Origin of the sequence: Curtobacterium sp. ODYSSEY 48 V2 (genome assembly GCF_023712625.1) — a bacterium.
Classification (GTDB): Bacteria; Actinomycetota; Actinomycetes; order Actinomycetales; family Microbacteriaceae; genus Curtobacterium.
Genome location: NZ_JAMAXX010000002.1, coordinates 171460 through 198019, shown reverse-complemented (window position 1 = coordinate 198019; position 26560 = coordinate 171460). Strand labels below are relative to the sequence as shown.

Annotated in this window: 22 protein-coding genes; 14 read left to right on the top strand and 8 right to left on the bottom strand. The window is 73.0% G+C overall.

Features of this window, described 5'->3' with window-relative positions:
* Positions 1 to 123: 123 nt before the first annotated feature.
* Together M3666_RS03600 and M3666_RS03595 are read right to left on the bottom strand one after the other, a co-directional pair.
* Entirely contained in the window at positions 124 to 501 is a 378-nt protein-coding gene (locus M3666_RS03600) for a VOC family protein (RefSeq protein ID WP_066655697.1), read from the bottom strand.
* A gap of 23 nt (positions 502 to 524) precedes the next feature.
* Entirely contained in the window at positions 525 to 1352 is an 828-nt protein-coding gene (locus tag M3666_RS03595; RefSeq protein WP_066655700.1) for a siderophore-interacting protein, read from the bottom strand.
* Positions 1353 to 1381: 29 nt separating this feature from the next.
* On the opposite strand from M3666_RS03595, the gene M3666_RS03590 reads away from it, so the two are divergent.
* The 4 genes from M3666_RS03590 (at position 1382) to M3666_RS03575 (ending at position 5595) form a co-directional block, all read left to right on the top strand.
* Positions 1382 to 2461 (top strand): iron ABC transporter permease, encoded by a 1080-nt coding sequence (locus M3666_RS03590; protein WP_251154525.1) that lies wholly within the window; start codon positions 1382 to 1384, stop codon positions 2459 to 2461.
* On the top strand, positions 2458 to 3579 hold the full coding sequence (locus M3666_RS03585; RefSeq protein ID WP_251154524.1) for an iron ABC transporter permease: 1122 nt from the start codon (positions 2458 to 2460) through the stop codon (positions 3577 to 3579). Before M3666_RS03590 ends, M3666_RS03585 begins: the two co-directional genes overlap by 4 nt.
* Complete coding sequence (locus M3666_RS03580; protein WP_251154523.1) at positions 3576 to 4496, top strand: ABC transporter ATP-binding protein; 921 nt, start codon at positions 3576 to 3578, stop codon at positions 4494 to 4496. Before M3666_RS03585 ends, M3666_RS03580 begins: the two co-directional genes overlap by 4 nt.
* A gap of 73 nt (positions 4497 to 4569) precedes the next feature.
* Complete coding sequence (locus tag M3666_RS03575; protein ID WP_251154522.1) at positions 4570 to 5595, top strand: ABC transporter substrate-binding protein; 1026 nt, start codon at positions 4570 to 4572, stop codon at positions 5593 to 5595.
* Positions 5596 to 5676: 81 nt separating this feature from the next.
* Here M3666_RS03575 and M3666_RS03570 read toward each other — a convergent pair whose 3' ends face one another.
* Complete coding sequence (locus tag M3666_RS03570) at positions 5677 to 7737, bottom strand: transglycosylase domain-containing protein (RefSeq protein WP_251154521.1); 2061 nt, start codon at positions 7735 to 7737, stop codon at positions 5677 to 5679.
* Between the two features lie 219 nt (positions 7738 to 7956).
* Here M3666_RS03570 and M3666_RS03565 point away from each other — a divergent pair, with 219 nt between their 5' ends.
* Positions 7957 to 8949: an alpha/beta hydrolase gene (locus tag M3666_RS03565; RefSeq protein ID WP_066655713.1), complete on the top strand. Its 993-nt coding sequence runs from the start codon at positions 7957 to 7959 to the stop codon at positions 8947 to 8949.
* A 21-nt stretch (positions 8950 to 8970) separates the two neighbouring features.
* Here the strand turns inward: M3666_RS03565 and bla are convergent, their stop codons facing one another.
* Positions 8971 to 9930: a class A beta-lactamase gene (bla, locus tag M3666_RS03560; RefSeq protein WP_374109568.1), complete on the bottom strand. Its 960-nt coding sequence runs from the start codon at positions 9928 to 9930 to the stop codon at positions 8971 to 8973.
* Between the two features lie 171 nt (positions 9931 to 10101).
* Positions 10102 to 11583: a mannitol dehydrogenase family protein gene (locus M3666_RS03555; RefSeq protein ID WP_066655718.1), complete on the bottom strand. Its 1482-nt coding sequence runs from the start codon at positions 11581 to 11583 to the stop codon at positions 10102 to 10104.
* Positions 11584 to 11765: 182 nt separating this feature from the next.
* On the opposite strand from M3666_RS03555, the gene M3666_RS03550 reads away from it, so the two are divergent.
* The 6 genes from M3666_RS03550 to M3666_RS03525 all read left to right on the top strand — a co-directional run bounded on the left by M3666_RS03550 (position 11766) and on the right by M3666_RS03525 (position 18558).
* A complete protein-coding gene (locus M3666_RS03550) occupies positions 11766 to 12401 on the top strand; it encodes a TetR/AcrR family transcriptional regulator (RefSeq protein ID WP_158407762.1) in 636 nt (211 codons plus the stop codon).
* A 72-nt stretch (positions 12402 to 12473) separates the two neighbouring features.
* Entirely contained in the window at positions 12474 to 15182 is a 2709-nt protein-coding gene (locus M3666_RS03545; protein ID WP_066655724.1) for an MMPL family transporter, read from the top strand.
* A gap of 152 nt (positions 15183 to 15334) precedes the next feature.
* Entirely contained in the window at positions 15335 to 15781 is a 447-nt protein-coding gene (locus M3666_RS03540) for a MarR family winged helix-turn-helix transcriptional regulator (RefSeq protein ID WP_066658556.1), read from the top strand.
* A 49-nt stretch (positions 15782 to 15830) separates the two neighbouring features.
* Positions 15831 to 16043 (top strand): hypothetical protein, encoded by a 213-nt coding sequence (locus tag M3666_RS03535; RefSeq protein ID WP_251154519.1) that lies wholly within the window; start codon positions 15831 to 15833, stop codon positions 16041 to 16043.
* Positions 16044 to 16096: 53 nt separating this feature from the next.
* Complete coding sequence (locus M3666_RS03530; protein WP_209685658.1) at positions 16097 to 17191, top strand: alkene reductase; 1095 nt, start codon at positions 16097 to 16099, stop codon at positions 17189 to 17191.
* A gap of 125 nt (positions 17192 to 17316) precedes the next feature.
* Complete coding sequence (locus M3666_RS03525) at positions 17317 to 18558, top strand: mannosyltransferase family protein (RefSeq protein WP_066655735.1); 1242 nt, start codon at positions 17317 to 17319, stop codon at positions 18556 to 18558.
* Here the strand turns inward: M3666_RS03525 and M3666_RS03520 are convergent.
* Together M3666_RS03520 and pucL are read right to left on the bottom strand one after the other, a co-directional pair.
* The gene (locus M3666_RS03520) at positions 18466 to 19224 is read right to left on the bottom strand and encodes an NTP transferase domain-containing protein (protein WP_251154518.1); all 759 of its coding nucleotides are present in this window, start codon (positions 19222 to 19224) and stop codon (positions 18466 to 18468) included. The two genes, M3666_RS03525 and M3666_RS03520, sit on opposite strands and share 93 nt — an antisense overlap.
* Before the next feature lie 14 nt (positions 19225 to 19238).
* Positions 19239 to 20180: a factor-independent urate hydroxylase gene (pucL, locus tag M3666_RS03515; protein ID WP_209685656.1), complete on the bottom strand. Its 942-nt coding sequence runs from the start codon at positions 20178 to 20180 to the stop codon at positions 19239 to 19241.
* A gap of 283 nt (positions 20181 to 20463) precedes the next feature.
* Here pucL and M3666_RS03510 point away from each other — a divergent pair, with 283 nt between their 5' ends.
* Genes M3666_RS03510 through M3666_RS03500 form a run of 3 tightly spaced genes read left to right on the top strand, consistent with a single transcriptional unit; the run spans position 20464 to position 25072 of the window.
* Complete coding sequence (locus tag M3666_RS03510; protein WP_251154517.1) at positions 20464 to 21297, top strand: xanthine dehydrogenase family protein subunit M; 834 nt, start codon at positions 20464 to 20466, stop codon at positions 21295 to 21297.
* Positions 21294 to 24089: a molybdopterin cofactor-binding domain-containing protein gene (locus M3666_RS03505; RefSeq protein ID WP_251154516.1), complete on the top strand. Its 2796-nt coding sequence runs from the start codon at positions 21294 to 21296 to the stop codon at positions 24087 to 24089. Before M3666_RS03510 ends, M3666_RS03505 begins: the two co-directional genes overlap by 4 nt.
* Positions 24089 to 25072, top strand: coding sequence for an XdhC family protein (locus M3666_RS03500; RefSeq protein ID WP_066655757.1), 984 nt, complete (start codon positions 24089 to 24091; stop codon positions 25070 to 25072). Before M3666_RS03505 ends, M3666_RS03500 begins: the two co-directional genes overlap by 1 nt.
* A 129-nt stretch (positions 25073 to 25201) precedes the next feature.
* On the opposite strand, the gene M3666_RS03495 is transcribed toward M3666_RS03500, so the two are convergent.
* Complete coding sequence (locus M3666_RS03495) at positions 25202 to 26500, bottom strand: amidohydrolase family protein (RefSeq protein ID WP_251154515.1); 1299 nt, start codon at positions 26498 to 26500, stop codon at positions 25202 to 25204.
* Positions 26501 to 26560 lie beyond the last annotated feature (60 nt).

Sequence of the window (26560 nt, the reverse complement as noted above, 5' to 3'; positions counted from 1 at the left end):
CCTGGTCGAAGCGGGCGTCCCTGGTCGAAGCGGGCGTGCCTGGTGCTCCTGAACGACCAGGTACGCCCGAGATCGCATTGCATCGCGCCTGTCTTGGGAAGGAACGGGCGGCGCGAGGGCAGGTCAGAGCGGGTCGAGCCGCGTCCGCAGCAGGCAGAACTCGTTCCCCTCGGGGTCCTGCAGCACGTGCCAGGACTCCTCGCCGGTCTGTCCGACGTCTGCGGGTCGGGCACCGAGCGCGAGCAGCCGCTCGAGTTCGGCCTCCTGGTCGCGATCGACCGGCGAGAGGTCGAGGTGGAGCCGCAGGGTCTGGGTCGGCGCGTGCTCGACCCGGTTGAGGATGATCGTCGGGGTCGCGCCGCCGAAGCCCGATGCGGGCCCGATCTCGATGCCGTCGTCGTCCTTCCCGAGTTCGACGTAGTCCAGGACCGCGCACCAGAAGCGCGACAACGCCTCGGGGTCGCGGCAGTTCAGCACGAGTTCGCTCAGTCGACTGCTCATGCCCGCACGCTACGCGGGGACGTTCAGGCGGGGACGACCTGGCGCGCGTCGTGCTTCCAGAACCCGGAGAAGGTGATCCGGGTCTTCGGCAGACCGGCACGGTGCAGGTGTCGCCGGCCCTCGGTCGCGAGCCGCGACTCCCCGACCACGAAGGCGTACCCACGGTCGTCGGCGGGCACGTACCGCTGCAGTTCGGCGAGCGCCGCGCGTCCGGGGACGTCGTGCTCGGTGTCCGCCCGGACGATCCACGTCACCGTGACACCGACCGGGGCGTCGAGCACGCGGACGTCGGCGGCGGTCGGGACCTCCTGGATGATGCGGCCGACGGCGTCGCGCGGCAGCGACGCCGCGATGCCGACGACGGCGGGCAGGCCGGTCTCCTCGGCGGCGACGACGACCTCGCCGGCGTCGTCCGGGCAGTCGAAGATGCAGCCCTGGTCGAGCATCGCGAGCTCGTCGCCGGGACGGGCACCGCAGGCCCAGATCGCCGCGCGGCCCTCGGGCTCGCCGTCGGCGTCGCAGTGCACGACGAAGTCGACGTCGAGCTCGCCGACCTCGGGACGGAAGGCCGCGACCGTGTAGTTCGCGCAGTGGGGACGGACGTCCTCGGGGATGGCGAGGAACGACGGCCACCAGCGGCGACCGTCCAGGTCGGGCATCCGGAAGGCGTCCTGGTCGGGGCGCGGCACGAACAGGCGGAACCAGTGGTCGAACCCGAGGAACGGGAACTCGTGCAGGTCGTCGCCCGTCACGGTGACCCGCTGCACCGACGGGGTGTGCCGGACGGAGCGGAGCACCCGAGCACGGAAGAGCCGGGGTGCCTCGGGCATGAGCCGCGGGATCTTCGCCATGAAGGGAAGGCTACCCTAAGCTGGCCTGCGTGCCATCCCCCGAAACCGTCCTGACGCCCGACCGGGCTGCCCGGAGCGAGGCCCCGCCGCGTGCCGACGGCGTGCACCGCCGGGCCGTCCGTCGTCGGCTGCTGGTGGTCGTGGCCCTGGTCGTCGCGCTCGTCGTCGCCGCGGTCGCGAGCATGCTCCTCGGGAGCAACCGGCTCGGCGTCGACCAGGTGCTCGCGGGTCTGACGCGCAGCGGGTCGAGCACCGCCGAGGCCGTCGTCTGGGGTTCCCGCATCCCGCGCACCCTGATCGGCGCCGCCGTCGGCGCAGCGCTCGGCATCGCCGGGCTCCTCATGCAGGGCCACACCCGGAACCCGCTCGCCGACCCCGGGCTGTTCGGCGTCTCCTCCGGCGCCGGGCTCGCGGTCGTGCTCGGCGTGTACGTCTTCGGGGTGACGAGCACCGGGGCCACCGTCTGGTTCGCCCTCGTCGGGGCCGTCGTCGCGAGCGTCGTCGTGTTCTCGGTGACCGTCGCCGGCAGCGGCACCGCGAGCCCCGTGCCCCTCGCCCTGGCCGGGGCCGCCGTCTCCGCCCTGCTCGGGGCGATCACGTCGTTCATCGTCCTGACCGACCAGGACTCCCTCGACGCCTACCGCCTGTGGGTGGTCGGGTCGCTCGCCTCCCGGCAGCTCGACGTGCTCGTGGCCGCGGCACCGTTCCTGCTCGTCGGCGCCGTGCTCGCGGTCTGGAACACCCGCGCCCTCGACGCCCTGGGGCTCGGCGCCGAGCTGGCGAAGGGCCTCGGCGAGAACGTGCTCGTCGCCCGGCTCGTCGGGCTCGGCGGCATCACGCTCCTGGCGGCCGGTGCCACCGCCGCCGCCGGACCGATCGGCTTCGTCGGCCTCACGGTGCCGCACGTCGCCCGCGCCCTGGTCGGGACCGAGCACCGCTGGACGCTCCCCGTGTCGGCACTCGTCGGCGCTGCACTCGTGCTCGTCGCCGACGTGGTGGGCCGACTGGTCGGCGGGTTCTCCGAGGTCGAGGTCGGCATCGTGCTCGCCGTGCTCGGCGGTCCGGTCTTCGTCGCCGTCGCCCGTCGCCGATCGCTGGTGTCCCTGTGAGCGCCGCCGCGGACGGACGGCTCGAGGCCGAGCGCGCGGTACCGTCCGGCACGGGCCGTCCGCCCGCCGGTCGCCGTGGTGTCCGGATCGGCCCGGTCGGACTCGCCTGGCGTCCGCGGGTGCTCGGCTGGACGGTCGGTTCGCTCGCCGTCGCCCTGGCCCTGGTGGTGCTCGGCGTCGCGGTCGGCAGCACGTTCATCGCGCCGGGCACCGTCGTCCGCGCACTGCTCGGCGCCGAGGACGGCCCCGAGGGCTTCATCGTCACCACGCTCCGGCTCCCCCGCGTGCTCACCGGCGCCCTGGTCGGCCTGGTGCTCGGGACGGCCGGCGCGCTGACCCAGACGGTGACCCGGAACCCGCTCGGCACGCCGGACATCATCGGCGTGACCTCGGGAGCGAGCGTCGGCGCGGTCGCCGCGATCGTGCTCGGTGGTGGCACCTACTCGGTGTCGGCGGTCGTCCTGAGCGGCGGCATCCCGGTGGCGGCGACGATCGGGGCGCTCGTCGCCGCGGCCGCCGTGTACGGCCTCGGCTGGCGGGGCGGCGTGCAGAGCTACCGGTTGGTGCTCGTCGGCATCGGGGTGAGCGCGACGCTCGACGCCGTGACCAGCTACCTGCTCGTCCGCGCGAAGATCACCGTCGCCACGGCGGCGTCGCAGTGGCTCGTCGGCAGCCTGTCGAGCACCTCGTGGACGACGGTCTGGCCGCTCCTGCTCGTCGCAGCGGTCTGCGTCCCGATCGCCCTCGCCACCAGCGCCGCGCTCGGCATCGGGCAGCTCGGCGACGAGGTCGCGACCGGCGTCGGACTCGGCGTGCAGCGCCACCGGCTGCTCGTCCTCGCCCTGGCGGTCGTCCTCACCGCCGCCGCCGTCGCCGCCGCCGGGCCGATCGGCTTCGTCGCGTTCGTCGTCCCCCAGGTGGCCCTGCGGCTGGCCGGGACGAACCGTCCGCCACTGCTGCTCGCGGGGGCGCTCGGGACGGTCCTCGTCCTCGGCGCCGACCTGCTCGCGCGCTCCGCCTTCCCGTGGCAGGTGCCCGTCGGCATCGTGACCACCGTCGTCGGGGCCCCGTACCTGATCTGGCTCCTCGTCCGCCACCGCAAGGAGATGTCCCGATGACCGCCACCACGACCGACACCCGGACCACGGGCGCACCGGACGCGACCACCCACCGGAGCGCGGGCGGCGCCTCGACCGGCACCGTGCCTCCCGTCCTCGAGGCCCGCGGACTCTCCGTCGGCTACGACCGCGACCCCGTCCTCCGCGACCTGGACCTGCGGATCGAGCGCGGGACGGTGACGACGTTCCTCGGCGCGAACGGGTGCGGGAAGTCGACGCTCCTCAAGGCGTTCGGTCGCGTGCTGAAGCCACAGTCGGGCGAGGTGCTGCTGGACGGCTCCCCGATCCGCCGGGAGCCGAACCGCGCCGTCGCCCGGCGGCTCGCGATCCTGCCGCAGACGCCGGTGGCTCCCGCCGGCACGAGTGTCCTCGACCTCGTGATGCGCGGACGGAACCCGCACCAGTCGTGGGCGAAGCCGTGGACGGCCGACGACGCCGACGTCGCCGAGCAGGCCATCGCGGCGACCGGGCTGACCGAGGTTGCGCACCGCGACGTCGCGAGCCTGTCCGGCGGCCAGCGGCAGCGCGCCTGGATCGCGCTCGTGGTGGCGCAGCAGGCGGAGACCCTGCTGCTCGACGAACCGACGACGTACCTCGACCTCGCGCACCAGCTCGACGTGCTCCGGCTCGTGCGGCGCCTGAACCGCGAGCAGGGGTCGACCGTCGTGATGGTGCTGCACGACCTGACGCTCGCGGCGCGGTACTCGGACCGGCTCGTCGTGCTGCACGACGGCGGTGTCGTCGCCGACGGCACGCCGCAGGACGTCCTGACACCCACCGTGCTGCAGACCGCCTTCGGGCTGCACGCCCGCGTCGTGCCGGACCCGGTCACCGGCGCGCCGATGATCGTGCCCGAAGCGGACGAGCACGAAGCGGACGAGCACGAGGCGGACGAGCACGAGGCACCACGCGCCTGACCGCCGCCGGTCCGGGTCCGTGTTCGCGTCCGATGCTGGCGGGTCTCTCAGAGTTAGGTTAGGCTCTCCTAACGTGAAGATCCCCCGCCGCGGCTCCCTGCGCGCCGCCCTCGTGACCTCCGTGGCCGTCTCGGCCCTCCTCCTCACCGGCTGCTCCGGTGCGAACGACGAAGCCGGCTCCGGCGACACCGCCGGCACAGGTTCGGCCGCCTCGGGCCCCTGGTCGTACGAGGACGCCACCGGCACGACCGTCAAGACCGACAGCACGCCGAAGCGCGTCGTCGTCCTCAACGACGTCGCCATCTCGTTCATCGAGTACGGGCTGCGCCCGGTCGGCACCTTCGGCCAGCTGACGATGGCGAAGGACAAGCGGTTCGCCGACCTCGACACCGACGGCATCACCCAGCTCGGCGAGGCGTACGGCGACATCGACCTCGAGGAACTCGCGGCCCTGAAGCCCGACCTCGTCGTCACGTCGGTGTACCCGAAGGACGAGCAGGGCACGCTCGACACGACCCAGCCCGGCTACGGCTTCAAGGACAAGGAGCAGCAGCAGCAGGTCGAGGCGATCGCACCCGTCTTCCAGGTGAAGTGGGGCGGCAAGGGCGAGGACGTCATCGAGACCATCGCCGACCTGGCCGAGTCGCTCGGCGCCCCCGAGGCGAAGGTCCAGGCCGCCGAGGACCGCTTCGACGCGGCCGAGAACGAGCTCGAGCAGGCCGCGAAGTCGAGCGACGTCTCCGTCGTGTCGATGTTCGCCGACGGCTCCGGCGCGTACGTCACCCGCCCGAGCGACGAGCCGAGCCTGCAGATGTACTCGTCGTTCGGTGTCGACTTCGTGAACCCGAAGCCGAAGGGCTTCTACTGGGGCGTCTACTCGTGGGAGAACGCGGGGCAGATCACCGGTGACGTGCTCCTGCTGTCGCAGCAGGGCTACCAGGTCGCGGACCTCGAGAAGCAGCCGACCTTCGCCGACAACGCCGCGCTCGAGGCGGGCCAGGTCCACAGCTGGACCTTCCCGGCGCTCGACTACGCATCGCAGGCGGACTACATGACGAAGCTCGCGGGCTGGCTCGAGGACAGCAAGAAGGTCTCGTAGCGACCCACGTGCGGACGGGAGGCGCGGTGCCGGCAGGCACCGCGCCTCCCGTCCGTCACGGGGTCGCTCCGCAGCGGACGATCAGCCGACCGGCAGCGCCGCGTTCACCGCCGTCTGTGCCTGCCGCCACACGTCCGCCCGGGACCCGGCGTAGGTGCCGCCCTGGCCGCTCCCCACGTACCGCAGGTTCGTCTTCCCGCCGTCGGTGTTGCCCTGCCAGTACGCGGTCACCGCCCGCGAGGTCCCGCCGACGAGCCAGATCTGGTCCGCCGCGTCGGTCGTGCCCGTCTTGCCGAACAGCGTCGCCCCGTCGAGGGTCTGCCCACCCGACGCCGTGCCGCCGCGGAACGCACCCTGCATCACCGCGAACGCCTCGGCCGCGACCGACGCCGACACCGCCTGCGTGCAGGACCGCGGCTGCCCACCGAGGGCCGTCCCGTCCGGCCCGGTGACCTGGTCGACGACGACCGGGGCGCAGTACACGCCGCCGTTCGCGATGCCGGCGTAGGCGGCCGCCATCGTCAGCGGGGCGATGCTCGTCGTCCCGAGGATCGCCGCCGGGTTCGCCGGCAGCTCCCCACCCGTCGCCGGGTGGACACCCAGTCGCGCGGCGGTGTCGCGGATGTCGCAGAGATCGAGCTGCGACGCCATGTCCGCGTAGGCCGCGTTCACCGACTGGGCCGTCGCCGCGCGGACCGAGTACGGCCCGGTCTGCCCCGGCGAGTCGTTCTTCGGGTCGTACGGGGTGTCCAGCGTGACCCGCTGCCCGCACTGCGTCCACGTGGCGCGAGCCTTCCGCGTCCCGTCCACCACCGTGTCGGGGCTCCGGCCGGACTCGAGCCACTGCAGCAGCGTGAACATCTTGTAGGTCGAGCCGACCTGGAACCCCTTCGAGCCGCCGTTCGACTCGTCGGTGGCGTAGTTGAGCGAGGTCGCCGTCGCCGGTGCGTCGGCCGACCGGTCGAAGTCCTTGTTCTGCGCCATCGTCAGCACGCGACCGGTGCCCGCCTCAACGGTGTCGAGCGTCGCACCGAGGGCGAGCCGGCTCTCGGTCGCCGGGTCGTGCAGGGCGAGCAGGTCCTTCTGCTGGGTGTTGAGGTCGAGGTCGAGGGTGGTCTGCACCCGGTACCCGCCCGTGCGCCACGCGGCGGCGCGGGCACCGGGGTCGGCGCCGAGCTGCGGCAGCTCCTTCGCCACCTGTTCGGCGTACGCGCAGAAGAACTCCGCGCCGCGCACCGCCGACTCGCACCCCTGCTGCGGCGCCGTGAGGCGGACGTAGTCAGCCGGACGGGACGCGAGCGCCGTCGCGAGGTCCGCGTCGCTCAGGTGCCCCTGCTCGTGCATCGAGCGGAGGATGACGTCCCGCCGCGCCTGGTTGTCGGCGTGGTGCTCGGGCGTCGACAGGTCGCGGCGCTCGGGCCACTGCACGATGGCGATCAGCGACGCGGCCTCGGCCGGGGTCAGGTCGGAGGCGTCCTTGCCGTAGTACCGCTGCGCGGCTGCCTGCACACCGTAGGTCTGGTCGCCGAAGTACGCGATGTTCAGGTAGGCGGCGAGGATCTCGTCCTTCGAGTACTCCTTCGCGAGTCCGATCGCCAGCTTCACCTCGGCGAGCTTGCGCTCCGGGCTCTTCTTCGTCGCCTCGCGGTAGCCGGCCTCGCGCTCCTCGGCGGTCGGCAGTTCGCTCGCCTGCTGGATCTTGATGTTCCGCACGAGCTGCATCGTGATGGTGGAGCCACCGGACCCGCCCTGCCCGCCGGAGGCGATGACGCTCGCGACCGACCGCACCAGGCTCGTCGGGTCGACGCCGCCCGTCTCGCGGAAGCGCTTGTCCTCGCCGTCGATCGCGGCGTGCTCGAGGGTGTCGCTGATCTGGTCGAGCGACAGCTCCTGGCGGTTCTGGTCCCACACGTCGACCAGGTGCACGGGCTGTCCGCCCTGGTACGCCCAGATCTCGTTGCGCTCGGGCAGGTCACCGATCTCGATGTACTCCGGCATCGAGTCGAACAGGTCGATCGCCGAGGTCGTCCCCACGCCGGCCACCGCGAGCACCGGTGTCACACCGACCCCGACCAGCAACCCCGCCAGCACGCTGCCGCCGACGAAGCCCAGGGCTGCCCCGGTCGCACGTCGCATCGTCATGTGTCCCCCTCGTCGTCCCGCCCCCGTCGTCCGGAGGCGTCGGGTGACCCTCCCAACGCTGTTCGGACGTCTGCCCGGGGTTCCCCGGGCAGAACCGGCACGACCGCTGGGAAAGGACCGAGTCGGTACGGATCGTTACCGCAGGGGCTCCCGCCGTCACCGTCCCGTGACCCGACCGTGACCGCGTCGTGACCGTGTGCTCGTCGGTACGCTCGGGGGATGGGGACCGGACGGTGGCACGAGGACGTGCTGGGGGCCTCCTTCGAGCGCCTCGAGCTCCCGCTCGGCGAGGACGGTGAGGGACCGGTCGTCGCGACCCTGGTGCGGCGCCGGCGGTCACCGAACGACCTGCTGCTGCACGCCCGCGGCCCCCTGCACGGCGTGGACGTGCTGTACGTGCACGGCTGGTCCGACTACTTCTTCCAGGTGGAGCTGGCGGAGCACCTCGAGCGGCTCGGAGCGCGCTTCCACGCCCTCGACCTGCGGAAGTACGGCCGGAGCCTCCGCCCACACCAGACGCCCGGGTTCGTCGACGACCTGGCCGTGTACGACGAGGACATCGGTGCCGCCCTCGACGCGATCGCCGCCGAGCACCACGGCGGTCCGCGCCGACGACTCGTCCCGATGGGGCACTCCACCGGCGGGCTGACCCTGGCGCTCTGGGCCGCGCGGCACCCCGACCTCGTCGACGGCCTCGTGCTGAACAGCCCGTGGCTCGAGTTCCAGGCGAGTGCACTCGGCCGGGCGATCGTCACGCCGGTGATCAAGCTCGGAGCGAAGCGGAACCCGCTCGCGCCGATGCCCGCGGTCGACCCGGGCTTCGCGACGCGGACGGTGTCCGCCACGGGCGAGGGGTCGTGGACCTACGACCAGCGCTGGCGGCCCGAACGGGGCTTCGCCCTGCACCCCGGGTGGCTCGCCGCGGTGTTCGCCGGGCAGGAACGGGTCGCGCAGGGGCTCGGCATCGCGGTGCCGACCCTCGTGATGCTCAGCGACAAGAGCATGCTGCAGCCGCGGTGGGACGACGCGATGACGCGCGCCGACGTCGCGCTCAACGTGGACGTGGTCGCGCACCGGGCCCTGTCGCTCGGCGCCGAGGTGACCGTCCGGCGCCTGCACGGGGCCCTGCACGACGTGGTGCTCTCCGCGCCCGAGGTCCGCGACCAGGTGTGGGACGTGCTCGGGCGCTGGGCCACGACGCTCCCGCGCTGAGCAACGCCCTGCGGGTGCCCGTCAGACGATCCGCTGCACCGCCAGTCGGGTCGCCGCGGCCACCAGGGCGTCGGACGGCTCCGCGTCCGCCCGCTCGTGCGCCGTGAACACGACGAGCACGACGGGGTCCCGGCCCGGCGGCCGGACGACGGCGATGTCGTTGCGCACCCCGTACGAGGCGGTCCCGGTCTTGTCCGCGACCGACCAGCCCCCGGGGACGCCCGCCCGGATCGTGCCGTCACCGGTGGTCGTCCCCGCCATCGACGACCGCAGCAGCTCGCGGTCCCCGGCGTCGAGCGCGTCGCCGACGAGCACCGCCCGCAGGTCGCTCGCCGACTGCGCCGGGGTCGTCGTGTCCCGCTGGTCGCCCGGGACCGCCGTGTTGAGGTCGGGCTCGACGCGGTCCACCCGGGTCACGTCGTCCCCGATCCCCCGCAGCCACCGCGACACCCCGCCCACCCCGCCGAGCCGCTCCACGAGCAGGTTCGCAGCCGTGTTGTCGCTCTCGCGCACCGCCGCGTCGACGAGCGCCCGGACCGTCATGCCCTCGTCGACGTACCGGCGCGTGACGGGTGCGTACTCGAGCAGGTCGCCCCGTCCGTAGTGCACGACCTCGTCGAGGTCCTCGCCGCTCGACGCGTCGAGGACCGCCGCGGCGATGAACGCCTTGTTCGTCGAGGCGAAGGCGAACCGTTCGTCGGCCCGGTACCCGACGCTGCTGCCGTCCGCCGTGTCGATCGCGACGACACCGATCCGGGCGTCGTCCCGCTCCTCGAGCGCGGCGAACGCGCGGGACGTCGCCGCGTCCGCGGTCGCGGTCGGTGTCGGTACCGGTACCGGCCTCGTGGTCGCCGTCGGAGCACCGCCCGCCGTGCCCGAGGGGTCGCCACCACCACTGCCGCTGCACCCGGCGAGCGTCAGCGCGGCCACCGCCGCGATCGTGGCCAGGGTCGTCCTCGTCGTCCGCACGCGGACGAGCATGCCGACCCCGCCCGCGATCCACCTGCACGTCGCGTCCCGCCGTGCGAGCCACGCGGCCACGGTCGGACGGGAGGCACGTGGCGGTGCCACCACGCGCCTCCCGTCCGGTGGTGGCGGACCCGACACGCGTGGTCGGGGTCCGCACGCGCCTCCCGTCCGGCGGGCGACGTGTCAGGAGCGCGACAGTCGCGTGACCGTCGCGTGTGCGCCGTCCTGCAGGAGCCCGTCGAGCGCGTCGCGGTACGCCGCGACGAACCGGTCGTCGTCGACCAGGTCGCCGAACACCTGGCGGTCCTGCAGGAAGGCGAGCCGGTCCTCGTCCTGCCGCCGCGCGGCCGCCGTCAGCCGGTCGGCGAGGCGGTCCACGACCTGGATCGGCTGCCCGTCCTCGTCGGTGCCCTCCGCGTAGCGCGCCCACGAGGCGACGATGCCGGCCGAGAGCGCGACGGGACCTCCGGATGCGAGGTTCTCGCGGACCACCGGGAGCAGCCACTTCGGGATGCGGTCGCTCGACTCGGCGCAGAGCCGGGCGAGGGTGTCGCGGACCTCGGGGTTCCGGAAGCGCTCGATGAGCGTCGCCGTGTAGTCGTCGAGGTCGATCCCGGGGACCGCGTGGAGCGTCGGGGTCGCCTCCTCGGCCATGTAGCGGCGGAGGAAGGTCGCGATCGCCTCGTCCTGCGTGGCCTCGTGGGCGTAGCGGTACCCGGACAGGTACCCGAAGTAGCAGAGCCCCTGGTGGCTGGCGTTGAGGAGCCGGAGCTTCATCAGCTCGTACGGCTCGACGTCGTCGACGAGCTGCACGTCGGCGTCCTCGTACCGGGGGCGGCCTGCGGGGTGGTCGTCCTCGAGCACCCACTGGAAGAACGGCTCGGCGACGACCGGCCAGGCGTCCTCGATGCCGAGCTCGTCACGGACCCAGGCCCGGTCCTCGTCGGTCGTGACCGGGGTGATCCGGTCGACCATCGAGTTCGGGAACGACACGTGCTCGCCCATCCACGCCGCGAAGGCCGGGTCCTGCAGGCGGGCGTAGGCGGTGAACATCTGCCGAGCGACGTGTCCGTTGCCCTGGATGTTGTCGCACGACATCACCGTGAACGGCTCGAGACCCCGGTCGCGACGACGCCGGAGCGCCTCGACCACGAGGCCGAAGACCGTTCGCGGCGGGGCGTCCCCGCGGAGGTCCGCTGCGACACCCGGTTCGTCCGCGACGAACTCCCCCGTGACGTGGTCGAAGTTGTAGCCGCCCTCGGTGATGGTCAGGCTGACGATCCTGGTGTCCGGGTGCGCCATCTTCTCGACGACCGCGTCCGGGTCGTCCACCGCGAGCAGGTACTCGACGATGCTGCCCACGACCCGCGACTCCCGCGTGCCGTCCGGGTGCTTGAGCACGAGCGTGTAGAGGCCGCCCTGCTCCGCCATCGCGGCGGCCATGCGACGGTCCTGCTCGAGCACACCGACACCGCAGATGCCGTACTCGCGGGCCTCGCCCTGCTGCAGGAGCCGGTCCACCACCATCGCCTGGTGCGCACGGTGGAAGCCGCCGACGCCGAAGTGCACGATCCCCGGGGTGATCCCGTCGCGGTCGTAGCTCGGCACGGCGACGCCGCTCGCGGCGATCCGGTCCAGGGTCTCCGGGCTCAGGCGGACGGTCATGGGTACTCCTTCGTACGGCGGTCGCGAGCCCCCAGTCTGGCAGCCGGAACCGGTGTGCGGAACCGGTGTTCTGCTCCGACGCACCCGGATCGACCCGCGACCCTCGGTGCCCGGGGGACGAACCTGAGGGAGCGCTCGGAGAAGGTGCACCGAGTGCATCGATGCACCTAGTGTTGGCACACGTGACCACCACCGACCGTCGTGCCGCGCTCAAGGCGAAGCACCGTGCCGCGATCCTGCAGGCAGCGCGGGACCTGGTCGACGAACGCGGCGGACGCGGTTTCGGCGTCGACGACCTGGCGTCGCGTGCCGACATCGCGCGACGGACCGTCTTCAACCACTTCGCGTCGCTCGACGAGGTCCTGCTCGCGGTCTGCGAGCAGGAGCTCTCGGTGATCATCGACCGGTTCCTGGCCGACATGGCCCGGACCCCGATCGGCGACGGCAGCCGCGCGTCGATGTTCGAGGAGCTCGAGTCGGCCGCACGCGGGGCCGACCTGGCGCCGGCGATCTCCGGGATGTACCGGATCATCGGTGAACCGGGGAAGGAGGACCCGAAGGCCGCGGTCCTCACCCAGACCGCGTTCTCGCGGGTCACCGACCGGCTGCGCGACGAGGTCGCCCGGCGACACCCGGGTGCCGACCCGCTCGACACCGCGCTGCTCGTCGACTCGCTCATGAGCGGGATCGTCGTCATCGCCGACCACTGGCTCACCAACGACGGCCCCGAGCTCACCCCGGCGTCACTGACCGCCTGGGACGCCCTGCTGAGCAGACTCGTGCACAGCGTCCGCTCCGGCTACATGCCGGCCTCCTGACCACTCCCCCCGGGGTCCACCGGCGCACCCCGCACCACCACAGCACCTGACACGAAAGGACGGGGCAACCGCATGGCCGGTCTCCTCTACCGTCTCGGACGGTTCTCCGCACGACGCCACTGGCTGGTGATCATCGCCTGGATCGTCATCATGGGCATCGCGGGGCTCACCTACAGCCTGTTCGCGGGCACGATCTCCTCGTCCATCACGATCCCGAACACCAAGACGAGCCAGGTGCAGGACGAGCTGGCGGACAAGTTCCCGTCGGCGAACGGTGGCAACGGCACGCTGGTCTTCGAGACGACCGACGGCAAGGCGTTCACCGCGACGCAGCAGGCCGACGTCAAGGACTTCCTGGACGGGATCGCCGACCTCGACGGGGTGAAGGAGGTCCGTGACGGCTTCACCACGCAGGACCAGCTCGACGAGCAGCGGCAGAAGATCGTCGACGGGCGCCAGCAGATCGAGGACGGTCGCAAGCAGATCGAGGACGGCCAGGCCCAGCTCGACCAGCAGAAGGACCAGCTGGAGTCGGGCAAGCAGCAGATCGAGCAGGCGCAGGCGCAGCTCGACCAGCAGAAGGCCCAGGCCGAGGCGCAGGCCCAGGCCGCCGGGGCCGCCGCCGCGAACAGTGCGGCCGCGCAGGCCGGTCAGCAGCAGCTCGAGCAGGCCCAGGCGCAGATCGACGCCCAGCAGCAGCAGATCACCGCGGGCGAGCAGCAGATCGCCGACGCCCAGCAGGAGATCGACGACAACACGAAGAAGCTCGAGGACAACGAGCGCGAGCTGGAGCAGGGGTCCGACCTGCTCGACCTGTCGAAGGACATCCGCTTCGTGTCGTCGAACGGCGCTGCCTCGATCGGCACCGTGCAGTTCACGAAGTCGACCTTCGAGGTGCCGCAGGAGACCAAGCAGGAGATCTCCGACCGGGCCGAGAGCGCGAAGATCGACGGCCTCGAGGTGTACGTCTCGAACGACATCGCGCAGGGTGTCCCGTCGATCCTCGGCCCCGGCGAGATCGTCGGTGTCATCATCGCCGCGCTCGTGCTCTTCCTGATGCTCCGCACGGTCATCGGCGCCGCCATCCCGCTGCTGTCCGCCGTGCTCGGCGTCGGCGTCGCCACCCTCGCGTCGCTCTCGTTCTCGAGCCTGGTCGAGTTCATCTCGGTCACGCCGGTGCTGGGGGTGATGCTCGGCCTGGCGGTCGGCATCGACTACTCGCTGTTCATCCTCAACCGACACCGGACGCAGCTGAAGGCCGGCATGGGCGTCCACGAGTCCATCGGTCTCGCCAACGGCACCTCCGGCAACGCGGTGGTCTTCGCGGGCACGACCGTCATCGTGGCCCTGCTCGCGCTCAACATCACCGGGATCCCGTTCCTCGGCCTGATGGGCACCGTGGGCGCCGTCGCCGTGCTGTTCGCGATCCTCATCGCGACGTCGTTCACCCCGGCGCTGCTGTCCCTGCTCGGCATGCGCATCCTCCGGAAGAAGGAGCGGCAGCAGATCGGGCACACCGGGTCCGTCCGGGTGCCGAACAAGCCGATGTCGACCTGGCGCGCGGTCGTCACGCTCGTCGCCGGCGTCGCGGTGCTCGGCACGATCGCCCTCCCCGCCACGCAGATGCGCCTCGGCCTGCCGACCGGTGCCTCCGAGGCCACCGACTCGTCGCAGTACAAGGCGTACAAGGCGCTCGAGGACGAGTTCGGCGCCGGCCAGAACGGTCCGCTGCTCGTCGTGGCCGACCTGCCGGAGGCGATCGCGAAGGACGACGTCACCGCGACCGAGGTCACCATCGGCCAGGCGCTCGCGAAGAACGACGACGTCGAGGCCGTCCTGCCGATCGGCGCGTCGTCCGACCGCGACATCATCGCCTTCCAGGTCAAGCCCGCGGGCGGCCCGGACAGCGTCTCGACCGAGACCCTGGTCAAGGACCTGCGCGAGCAGACCGTGCAGACCGACGACGGCACGGTGACGCTCGGGGTCGCGGGCAACGCCAGCGCGAACATCGACGTGTCGGAGAAGCTCGCGAACGTGCTGCCGCTCTACCTCGTCGTGGTCGTCGGCCTGTCGCTGATCATCCTCATCGTCGTGTTCCGGTCGTTCCTCGTGCCGATCACCGCGACGGCCGGGTTCATCCTGTCCGTGCTCGCGTCCTTCGGTGGTCTGACGGCCATCTACCAGTTCGGCTGGCTGGGCTCCGTGTTCGGCGTGCACGACCCTGCGCCGATCCTGAGCTTCCTGCCCATCATCGAGATCGGCATCCTGTTCGGGCTCGCGATGGACTACCAGCTCTTCCTGGTGTCCGGCATGCGTGAGGCGTACGCGCACGGCGCCTCGGCCAAGGTCGCGGTGCAACGCGGTCTGCACGCCGGTCGCGCGGTCGTCACGGCAGCTGCGATCATCATGATCTCGGTGTTCGCGGGCTTCATCTTCTCGGAGTCCTCGACCATCAAGCCGATCGGCTTCGGCCTGGCGTTCGGCGTGCTGGTCGACGCCTTCGTCGTCCGGATGCTGCTCATCCCGGCGGTCATGCACCTGCTCGGGAAGAGCGCCTGGTGGATCCCGAAGTGGCTCGACCGGATCCTGCCGGACGTCGACGTCGAGGGCGCCAAGCTCGAGCGCTCGCACCCCGGTGACGACCGCGGCCACGGCGCCGAGCCCGCCGTCGCCGGTGCCACCGCCGGGGCCGGAGCCGGAGCACACCGCGGGTCGCACGCCGCCGATGTGGAGCCCGATGCGAACCCGCACGAGGGGCACACGCCGACGCACCGCGCCTAGGCGTCGAGCGTCCGCGGGGGCGCCAGCCCCACTGCACCGCCGGGAGGCCCGGTGCTGGTCCACGAGACCGGCACCGGGCCTCCCGTCCGTGTGCCGTGCACGACCGCAGCACCGGGCGCCCGAGCCGTTCGTGGACGAAGTACCGTGGACGCATGACCGCGACCGACGTCGACCCCCTCGCCCTCGACCGGCAGCTCTGCTTCGCCCTGGCCGCCACGAGCCGCAGCGTCATCGGCCTGTACCGCGACCTGCTCGACCCGCTTGGCCTGACGCACCCGCAGTACCTCGTCATGCTCGCCCTGTGGGAGCACGACCCGCGATCGGTGCGCGAGATCGCCGCGGAGCTCCGCCTCGACTCCGCCACGCTGAGCCCACTGCTCAAGCGCCTCGAGGCATCCGGCTACGTCCGACGCCAGCGCAGCGCGGCCGACGAACGCCAGCTCGAGGTGTCGCTCACCACCGCCGGTCGGGCACTCCGCGAGCGGGCGAGCACCGTCCCGGTCGCGGTGGCCGACCGGCTCGGCTGGCCGCTCGACCGGCTCGAGCGACTGAAGGACGACCTGACGGAGCTGCTCGGACGCGTCGACGCACTCGACTGAGCAGGTACTTCGTGGCAGAATGATTCGTGTACGAACGAAAGGACGGACCATGGGTCGCTTCGGCAGCTGGTACGACCGCTGGAACCGCACGCTCATCGAGAAGATGGGTCCGTCGCAGATCGGTGCCGGACGCGTCGAGGGCGTCGACGACCGTACCGTCGACCGCCCCTGCCCGATCTGCCACCAGCCACTCTCGCAGCACACCGTGATCCGCCCCGAGGGCCAGGTCCGCTCGAGCACGCTGGTGTGCCCCGGTCGCTGAGGATCCGCCGTGCCGGGGGAATTGCCCCGCGCAACACGTGGTTGAACGGACACGTGAAGCTCTTCGAAGCCGCCGACCTCGGCGCACTCCACCTCCGCAACCGCATCGTCATGGCACCCCTCACCCGGACGCGCGCCGGTGAGCAGGGCATCCCCAACGACCTCCTCGTCGAGCACTACGCGCAGCGCGCCGGCCTCGGCATGATCATCACCGAGGGCACCTGGCCCGTGCAGGAGGGCCGCTCCTACCCCGGGCAGCCCGGCATCGAGACCGACGAGCAGGTCGCCGGGTGGCGCCGCGTGACGGACGCCGTGCACGAGCGCGGCGGCACGATCGTCATGCAGCTCATGCACGGCGGTCGCGTCTCGCACACCGACATCTCGCAGACCCCGCGCATCGTCGGCCCCTCGGCGATCGCCGCTCCGGGGCAGACGCACCTGGCCGACGGCTCGAAGGCCGACATGCCCGTGCCGCACGAGCTCACCACCGACGAGGTCCGCGAGGCCGTCCAGGGCTTCGTCCGCGCCGCTCGCAACGCGATCGCGGCCGGGCTCGACGGCGTCGAGGTGCACGGTGCGAACGGGTACCTCGTGCACGAGTTCCTCTCCCCCGTCTCGAACACCCGCACCGACGAGTACGGCGGCTCGCCCGAGAACCGGGCGCGCTTCGCCGTCGAGGTCACCACGGCGATCGCGGAGGCCGTCGGCGCCGACCGCGTGGGCATCCGTCTGTCGCCGCAGCACAACATCCAGGGCGTGCTCGAGGAGGACGACGCCGACGTCCGTGCGACCTACACCGCCGTCGCCGAGGGCCTCGCGCCGCTCGGGCTGGCCTTCGTGGACGTCCTGCACGCCGAGCCGGCCAGCGAGCTCGTGCAGCACGTGCGCCGCACCGCCGGTGCCCCGTTCATCGCGAACTCGGGCTTCTCCTCCATGACCACCCGCGACGAGGCGATCACGCTGCTCGACGGCGACCTCGCCGACGCCGTCGCGGTGGGCCGGGCCGCCATCGCGAACCCGGACCTCGCCGAGCGCTGGGAGCAGGACGCGCCGCTCAACGAGCCGCGTCCCGAGCTCTTCTACGGTGCGAGCGCCGAGGGCTACACCGACTACCCGACGCTCGACCAGGTGCGCGAGCCCGTCGCGTAGTCGACGCGACCAGGGACGGACGGGAGGCGCGGTGCCGGCTGGCACCGCGCCTCCCGTCCGTCCGACCGTCATCCGTGTCGCACCGGTGCCGGGTCGGAGGCTCCCGGCCCACCTAGGATCTTCCGGTGAGCACCGCGACCGCGCCGCCGACGCCCCTCGACCGCCCCGACCACCTCGTCGGCGAGTCGACGCACGACCCCTCCGGAGCGCTGCACGACCGCGGTCGACGGGCGCTTCGCGGGACGCTCGCGGCGCTGGCGATCTGGGCGGCGGCCCGGGTGCTGCTCGAGGGAGCCGCCCTCGTCGCCTGGCTCGTCGAGCGACCGGGACAGCTCGGCCTGCGGACGCTCCCGACGGTCCTGAACCACTGGGACGCGGAGAACTACCTGCACGTCGCCCTGGCCGGCTACCCGACCTTCGGCGTCGTGCCGTTCGACGAGGCGTTCCTGCCCGGGTACCCCTTCCTCTCCCGCTTCGTCGCCGAGGGTGTGTTCTTCACCGTCACCCCAAACCCGACCCAGGTCGCCGCGGCCATGTGGCTCGTGACCGGCCTCTCCGCCGCCGTCGCCGCGGTGCTGCTGTGGAAGGTCGTCCGCGACCGCTTCGACGCGCGCGTCGCGGCCGGCGCCGTCGCGCTCCTGGTCGCGGGGCCCTACGCCCACTTCATGGTCGCGCCGTACGCCGGGTCGCCCTACCTGGCCTTCGCGATCGCCGCCTGGCTGCTCGTCCAGCGCGGCCGCTGGCTCACCGGGGCGCTGCTCTGCATCCCGGCGGGACTGATCCGTGTGGAGACGGTCTACCTCGTGGCGGCCCTGGTCGTCGCGCAGCTGCTCGGCCCGCGGATCCGGCCGTTCTGGTCGCGCCTGTGGCGAGCCGCCGCCTTCGGTGCGGTGGGGTCGCTCGGCCTGGGCTACTACCTCGCCTGGCTCTGGCACCAGACCGGCAACCCGACGCACTGGTTCCTCGTCCAGAAGCTCGGGTGGCACCGCGAGACGCAGTGGCCGTGGGAGACGTTCCGCACGACGCTCCGGATCGCGACCGGGACGACCGGGTCGGGGCAGTTCCAGGAGTGGTCGGACATCGTGATGGTCGCGGTCTACCTGGTCGCGGTCGGCTTCCTCATCGCGAAGCGGTGGTGGCCCGAGCTGGTGTACACGGGCCTCATGGTGGTGTCCATGGGGACGAGCTACGCGTGGACCTCGATGGCCCGCGAGAGCTCGGTGCAGTTCCCGCTCATGGTGCTCGTGGCCTCCACGCTGGCCGGCCGTCGTCGCTCACGGTGGGTCTTCTGGGTGGTGCTCGGCATCGGGATCGTGGACGCGACCTACCAGTCGTACCGGTTCGCACTCGGCGACTGGGGCGACTGAGCCGTCAGCGGACTGGTCGACGGGCGGTCCGGGCGTCGGGCGGTCCCGGTCCTCGCCGTCCCACAGGTCCGCGCAGTCGACCGCGGAGACCCCCGCCCGCCGGAGCCAGGCACCGGCGACCCGGTCCCCCGGGTCGGCCGTGACCGCCGCGACGAGCGCCCCGCGGTGCGCCGGACCGACCAGCACCGGGTGACCCGGTCGGCCGTCGAACGCGGCACGCCGCAGGACGTCCGCACCCGCAGACGCCCCGATGACGCGGCGCACGACCGTCGGTGGCATCGTCGGCAGGTCGACGAGCGCGACGCACGCGACGACCCCGTCGTCGAGCACCTGCAGCCCCGCCGCGAGCGACGCACCAGGTCCCTCGGCCCAGTGCTCGGCGACCACCGTGCGGACGGACGGCAGGTCCGGCACGAGCACTCGGGCGTCCCCGGCCGCGGCGCCGAGGACCACGACCACCGAGGCGCAGCCGCCGTCGAGCAGTGCCCGGCTCACGGACCCGAGCCACGGCGTCCCGTCCGTCGTCCGCACCAGCGCCTTCGGCATGCCCATGCGCGTCCCGGCACCGGCGGCGAGCAGGACCCCGGTCACCGGCAGCGGGCCGTGCGGGTCGACCGGCAGCGGGACGTGCGGGGCGACCGGCAGCGGGTCGTCCGGTCGCGGCACGCGCGGGCCGCCGCTCAGACGAACGCCGGGACGGACGTCCAGGCTGCCGGGGCGTCCTCGACCCCGTCACGCACGACCGTGCCCGAGATGAGTCCGTAGGGACGGTCGGCGGCGAAGAACACCTCGCCCGGGTTCTCGAGCCCGAACGGGGACAGGTCGACCAGGAAGTGGTGCTTGTTCGGCATCGAGAAGCGCACTTCGGCGATCTCGGGGAACGACTCGATCGCCGCGCGCCCCATCGCGAACAGGGTCTGCTGCAGGGCGAGCGAGTGCAGGTCCGCGAAGGTCGCGAGCATCCGGTCGAGCACGCCGGTCCACACCCGGTCGTAGTCGATGCCGTCGGCGACCGCCTCGGGTGTGTAGCGCCACCGCGCGGTGACCGACGTCGCGAGGATCCGGTCGTCGGTCTCGGCGAGCGTCGTGTACGCGTCACGCGGGAAGCCGTGGAACTCGCTGCCCGTCGACTTCAGGACCGTCAGGTCGGTCACGCCGGCGAGCACGTGGACGTCGTCGCCGTCGACCTGCACCACGGCGGTGCGGGTGCCGCGGCCGGACCGGACGAACGCGTGGTCGTGCGCCCGACCGTCGACCGCGATCCGCTCCCAGGCGTGCTGCTCGGCGGACAGCGTCGACCCGTCGTACCAGTCGAACGCCGTCGCGAAGTGCCGGCCGAGGCGGAGGAGGAACTCCTCCGGGGCGCCCACACCGTGCTCCTTCGCGAACGCGTAGACGGTGTTCTTCTGCGTGTCCGTCGCGACGACCTTCGCGTTGTCGCCCTCGGTGTAGGACTCGGCGAGCGCCGCACCGCGCAGCTGGGTCGTGACCGTCAGGTCCTCGATCTCGTGGCGGTCGGTGTCGCGGGTGACCCGGACGAGGCGGACCTCGGCCTTGCCGTACTGGTTCGCACCGAGGCGGACGGACGTGCTGACGGGGGCTGCGGTGGCGGTGGTGTCCATGCGGCGACGATGACAGCCGCGTGTTTCGGTGGTGCGTCGATCAGGTCACGAGCTCCGTCCGCCGAGCCGGCCCGGTCGTGACGCGGCCGTCGTTCCCCCGTAACGGTGCCGAAACACCCGTTCCCTAGCGTTGCCGCCACGAACCGATCCGACCGAGGAGGCACCGTGGCGCGCAGCACCGCACCCCGAGCGTCCTCGGCGTGGAACCGCGGGATGATCGCGCACGGCCGACGACCGGGCGACACCGTCGTCACCCGTCCCGCCACCCCGATCGGACCCCTGCATGGACCTCGTCACCGTCCGCACCCTGCGGACACCGTCGCACCGCGACGACCTCGCGCTCGCAGCCGGTGAGCAGCCGCTCGCCGGCGGCACCTGGCTGTACTCCGAGGAGCAACCGGGAACCACCGGCCTCGTCGACCTGACCGGCCTGGGCTGGCCGGACGCCGAGCACACGCCGGAGGGCCTGCGGCTCGGTGCGACGTGCACCATCGCGGCGCTGCTGCGGCTCGACCCCGAGCCGGGGTGGCGTGCGTGGCCCCTCGTCGAGCGGTGCGCGAACGCCCTGCTCGCGTCGTTCAAGGTGTGGAACGCGGCGACGGTCGGCGGGAACGTGGCGACCGCGCTGCCCGCGGGAGCGATCACGGCGTTGCTGGTGACCCTGGACGCGACGGCGGTCGTCTGGACGCCGGACGGCGGGGACCGCCGCCTGCCCGTCGCCGACCTCGTCACCGGGGTCCGCGCCACGGCACTGGCGTCCGGCGAGGTGGTCCGCGCGTTCGACGTGCCGGAGTCGGCGCTCAGGAGCACCACCGGGTACCGCCGTGTGTCGCTCAGCCCCCACGGTCGGACCGGCGCGCTCGTGACCGCGCGCTGGGACGCCGACGGCTTCGTCCTCGTCGTCACCGGCGGGACCCCGCGACCGGTCGTGCTGCGGTGGGACGCGGTGCCCACGGCTGCCGAGGTCGACACGGTGCTCGCCGCCCACGACGACTGGTACGACGACCCGCACGGCTCCCCCGACTGGCGTCGGGCGGTGTCCCGCCGCTTCGCCGCCGAACTCGTCGCCGAGGCCGGCGGCTCGGGTCGCGCTGCTGCGGAGGGGGACGCCCGATGAGGTTCGAGGTCGACGGGACGGCCGTGGACGCCGCCCCGCAGCCGGGCCAGGTCCTGCGCACCCTGCTCCGCGAGCGCGGTGTCACCAGCGTCAAGAAGGGCTGTGACGCCGGCGACTGCGGTGCCTGCTCGGTCCTGCTCGACGGGGTGCCCGTGCACTCCTGCATCACACCGGCGCACCGGCTCGAGGGTCGCGTGGTGACGACGGCCGCGGGCCTCGGCACGCCGGAGCAGCCCCACCCCGTGCAGCGGGCGTTCGCCGAGGCCCCCGGGTTCCAGTGCGGGTTCTGCACCGCCGGGTACGTCGTCACCGCGTCCGCCCTCGACGACGACCAGCTCGCCGACCGACACCGGGCGCTCAAGGGCAACCTCTGCCGGTGCACGGGGTACCGCGCGATCGAGGACGCCCTCGACGGCGTGCGCAACACGGCGTGCCCGGGTGCCGGGGCCGCCGTCGGCACGTCCGTCGCGGCCCCGGCGGCGATGCGGATCGTGACCGGGGGCGAGGAGTACACGCTCGACGTCCGCCCCACCGAGGCGCTCCTGCACGTGGCGGTCCTCGGCAGCCCCCACCCGCACGCCCGCGTCGTGTCGATCGACGCGAGCGCGGCCGAGGCCCTGCCCGGTGTGCACCTCGTGCTCACCCACCACGACGACCCCGGCGTGCTCTTCTCGACCGGGCGGCACGACTCGCGGCTCGACGACCCCGACGACACCCGCGTGTTCGACCGGGTGCTGCGGTTCCGTGGGCAGCGCGTGGCGGCCGTCGTCGCCGACAGCGTCCGGATCGCGGAGCAGGCGTGCGCCGTGCTTCGGGTCGAGTACGAGCTGCTGCCGAGCGTGCACGACGTCGACGCCGCGCGCGGCCCGGGCGCTCCCCTGCTGCACGGCGACAAGACGACCGCCGAGCACCGCATCGCCGACCCCGGCCGCAACGTGGTCGCGGCCCTGCACGGCGAGACCGGCGACGTCGAGGCCGCGCTGGCGTCCGCCGTCGCGTCGGTCGACGGCACCTGGAGCACCGGTCGTGTCTCCCACGCGGCGCTCGAGACGCACGCGACCCGCGGTTCGCTGGACCGGGACGGGAGGCTCGTGCTGCGGACCGCCACGCAGGTCCCGTTCCTGGTCCGCGACGAGATCGCGCACGTCTTCGGCCTCGACCCGTCGCGTGTGCGGGTGGTCGCCAAGCGCGTCGGCGGTGGGTTCGGCGGGAAGCAGGAGATGCTCACCGAGGACCTCGTCACCCTCGCCGTGCTGCGCACGGGTCGGAGCGTGCAGTACGAGTTCAGCCGCCGGGACGAGTTCACGATCGCGCCCACGCGGCACCCGATGCGGGTGCGTGTCCGGCTCGGTGCGGACGCGTCCGGCCGCCTGACCGCGATGCACGTCGACCAGGTGATGGACACGGGCGCCTACGGGAACCACGGCGTCGGCGTCATGTTCCACTCGGTCAGCGAGTCGGTCGCCGTCTACCGCTGCCCGGCGAAGCGGGTCGACGCCGAGTCCGTCTACACGAACAACCTGCCGTCGGGGGCGTTCCGCGGGTACGGCCTGGGCCAGGTGGTGTTCGCGATCGAGTCGGCGATGGACGAGCTCGCGCGTCGGCTCGACCTCGACCCGTTCGAGCTCCGGCGGCGCAACGTCGTCGTGCCGGGCGACCCCCTCGTCGTGACCGATCCCGACGAGGAGGACGACCTGCGCTGGGAGGGCAGCTACGGCCTCGACCAGTGCCTCGACCTGGTGGAGGACGCGCTGCGCGCGCCGCTGCCCGAGGTCCCGGCGATGGACGGTCCACCGCTCGACCCGCCCACGGCGGACGGCTCCGGGGACTGGGCGTACGGCACCGGCATCGCGCTGGCCGCCATCGCGACGATGCCGCCCCGTGGGCACCACGCGCACGCGACCGTCGAGGCCACCACGGACGGCCGCTATCGGATCGGGGTCGGCACGGCGGAGTTCGGCAACGGCACGACGACCGTGCACACCCAGCTCGTCGCGACCGCCCTCGGCACCACGCCGGACCGGGTCGACGTGCACCAGTCCGACACCGACGCCGCGCAGTACGACACCGGTGCGTTCGGCTCCGCCGGGGTGGTCGTGGCGGGCAAGGCGCTGTTCGCGGCGGCCGAGGACCTCCGCGAGCAGCTGACCGCCCGCGCGCTCCGGATCGTCGCCGCGCGCACACCCCGTGCCGCCTCCGGGCCGCTCGGCCCCGCCGTCGAGGTCCTGCCCGGCGGCGTCCGCGTCGGTGACGAGGTCGTCGGACACGCCGAGCTCCTCGCCGAGGGACCGCTGGTCGCACACGGCAGCCACGACGGCACCCCGCGGTCGCTCGCGTTCACGGTGCACGGTGCCCGTGTCGCGGTGCACCGACCGACCGGCGAGGTCCGGGTGCTCCACAGCGTGCAGGCCGTCGATGCCGGGACCGTCCTGAACCCCGAGCAGCTGCGCGGACAGGTCGAGGGCGGCGCAGCACAGGCGATGGGATCGACCCTGTACGAGGAGGTCGTGCTCGACGACACCGGTCGCGTGACCACCGACGCCTTCCGGTCGTACCGGGTGCCGAAGATCTCCGACGTGCCCCGCACCGAGGTCCGCTTCGCCGACACGCACGACCCGCTCGGACCGCTCGGGGCGAAGTCGATGAGCGAGGCCCCGTACAACCCCGTCGCCCCGGCGGTGGCGAACGCCGTCCGCGACGCGATCGGCGTGCGTCCGTACCGCCTCCCGATGACGCGCGACCGTGTCTGGGCACTGCTGCAGGGCGACGCGACCGACGCCGGAGGTGCGTGATGTTCGAACTGGCACCGCGCCTCCTGGCCGTCCTCGACACGGGTGCACCGGTCGTCGTCGCGACGGCGGTCTCGATGACCGGCAGCGCGCCGAGCGGCGTCGGGACCTCGATGGCGGTGCTGCCGGGCGGACAGGTCGTCGGCACCATCTCCGGAGGCTGCGTCGAGGGCTCGCTGTTCCTCACCGCCGAGCAGGTGCTCGAGACCGGCGAGGCGGTGTTCGAGCGGTTCGGCTTCGACGACGACCCCGACGCCGTGTGGGCCCCCGCGCTGCGGTGCGGTGGTCGCGTGGAGGTGCTCGTCCACCGGGTCACGTCCGACGACGCCCTGCTCGTGAGCGCGCTCCGTGACGCCGCGGCCGGTCTGCCGACCTCGCTCGCCGTCTCGCTGGAGCCGGGGACGCTCGGGGTGGTCGTCACCGCTCCGGACGGGTGCCGCGACCGGGTCTTCGTCGAGCGCAGTGACCACCGCCCCCGCTGCGTCGTCGTCGGCGCCGTCGAGACCGCCGTCGCCGTGACGAACGCCGCCGCGGTGCTCGGCTACGCCGTGACCGTGGTCGACCCGCGGTCGGTGTTCCTGACGGACGAGCGCTTCCCGGCCGCGGACGAGCGGATCGTGGGCTGGCCGACGCGCGTGCTCGAGGGGTTGCCCGTGGACCGGACGACCGCCGTCGTGGTGCTCGCACACGACGACCGGTTCGACGCCGAGGTGATCGACCAGGCGCTCCGCCGCGGAGCCGGGTACGTCGGCGCGATGGGCTCCCGATCGACCCACGAGCGGCGGCTCGCGGAACTGCACGCGCTCGGCACGCCGGACCTCGATCGGCTCCGCTCCCCGATCGGTCTCGACATCGGCGCGCGGACCCCGGCCGAGACGGCCGTCGCGATCATGGCCGAGGTCGTCGCCGTGCGGACGGGCTCCTCGGGAGGGGCGCTGACCGGCGGGTCCGGCCCGATCCACCGCGTCCCCGCGCGGGTCCCCTGACGCACGATCGCCCGTCGCGGTGTGCACGGGCGCGTCGTGCGAGTCGCGGTCCTCCTCCTCGGCCGGCGTGCGGGCCGAGGAGGGACCAGACCGGGACGGCGCGCCCCTCCCCAGCTCGGTGGCTCGCGTTCAGACCGCGGCGGGGGTCCGGGCGAGGCGCTCGCCGAGCCGGGCGGTGATCTCGCGCTCGTCGCCCGTCACGAGTCGGAAGTCCCGGACGACCACCCGCCCTCCGACGACCACGTGCCGCGGCCGACGACCCGGGGACGCCCAGAGGAGCCCCGCGACCGGGTCCGCGACGCCGGCATCGGCGACACCCGAGACGTCCCACACGCACAGGTCGCCCGCGGTGCCCTCGCCGAGGTGCCCGAGCTCCGGCCGCCCCAGTCCCGCCGCCGACCCCTCCGTCATCATCCCGAGCACCTGGCGCGCGGGCAGCTGCGGCCCGACGAGCGCGGACACCTGCATCGCCAGACGCCCGTCCGCGAGCAGGTGTCCGGCGTCGTTGCTGCCCCCACCGCTCGTGCCGAGGCCGACCGGGATCCCGGCCGCCGTGAGCTTCGCGACGGGAGCGACCCCCCACCCCATCGGTACATCGCAGCCCGGCGCGTGCGTCGCCGTGACGCCTGTGGTCGCCAGTCGTGCGATCTCGTCGTCGGTGACGTCGCAGAGGTGCGCGATCGTGACGTCGGGCGCGAGCCAGCCCCACTCGTCGAGCAGGTCGAGGGGCCGACGGCCGTACCGCTCGAGCGCGATCGCGGTGTCGACCTGCTCGTTCGCCTGGGTCCGGCGCCGGAGACCGTGCCGTTCCGCGACCTCGCCGAGCGCGCGGAACGTGGCCTCGCCGTCGGAGTGCACGCCGGCCGGACCGACGGCGAACTGGAGACCGCCGTCCGGGTCGACGCCGCCCACCGCACGTTCGTGCAGCAGACCGGTCGCGATCGCGTCTGCCGAGGCCGCGGCGCGCTCCGGGTCGTCCCGCGCCGACCCGCGCACGAACACGAGCCGTCCGCCGAGACCACGCACCGCGTCGATCGTCGCCGCGGCGAGCGCCACGGTGTCGTCCGTGCTCACGCCGGACGGCCAGTTCAGGTGGTGGTCGGCGATCGTCGTGACGCCGGACAGGAGGGCCTCCGCGGCTCCGGCAGCCGCCGCCAGTCCGTACAGCTCGGGATCGTGCCCGGCCCGGCCGTACGCCGCCGCCATGGTCGGCAACCAGTCGGCCATCGGCACGCCGCGGGTGCCGGGCAGGGTGCGGAAGGCGGTCTGCAGCAGGTGGTGGTGCGCGTTCACGAGACCGGGTGTGACCACGCAGCCGGACACGTCGAGGGTGGTCACGACCTCGCTGCCGTCGTCGATCACGACGTCGCCGTCCCGTTCGGTCCGGGGGTCGACGAGGACACGGTGTGCACCGGTGACGGTCAGCATGCGACGGTTCTAGCAGCCGCCTGTTTCCGGGGCGTGACGACGGGTCGCACGGTCTCGCCG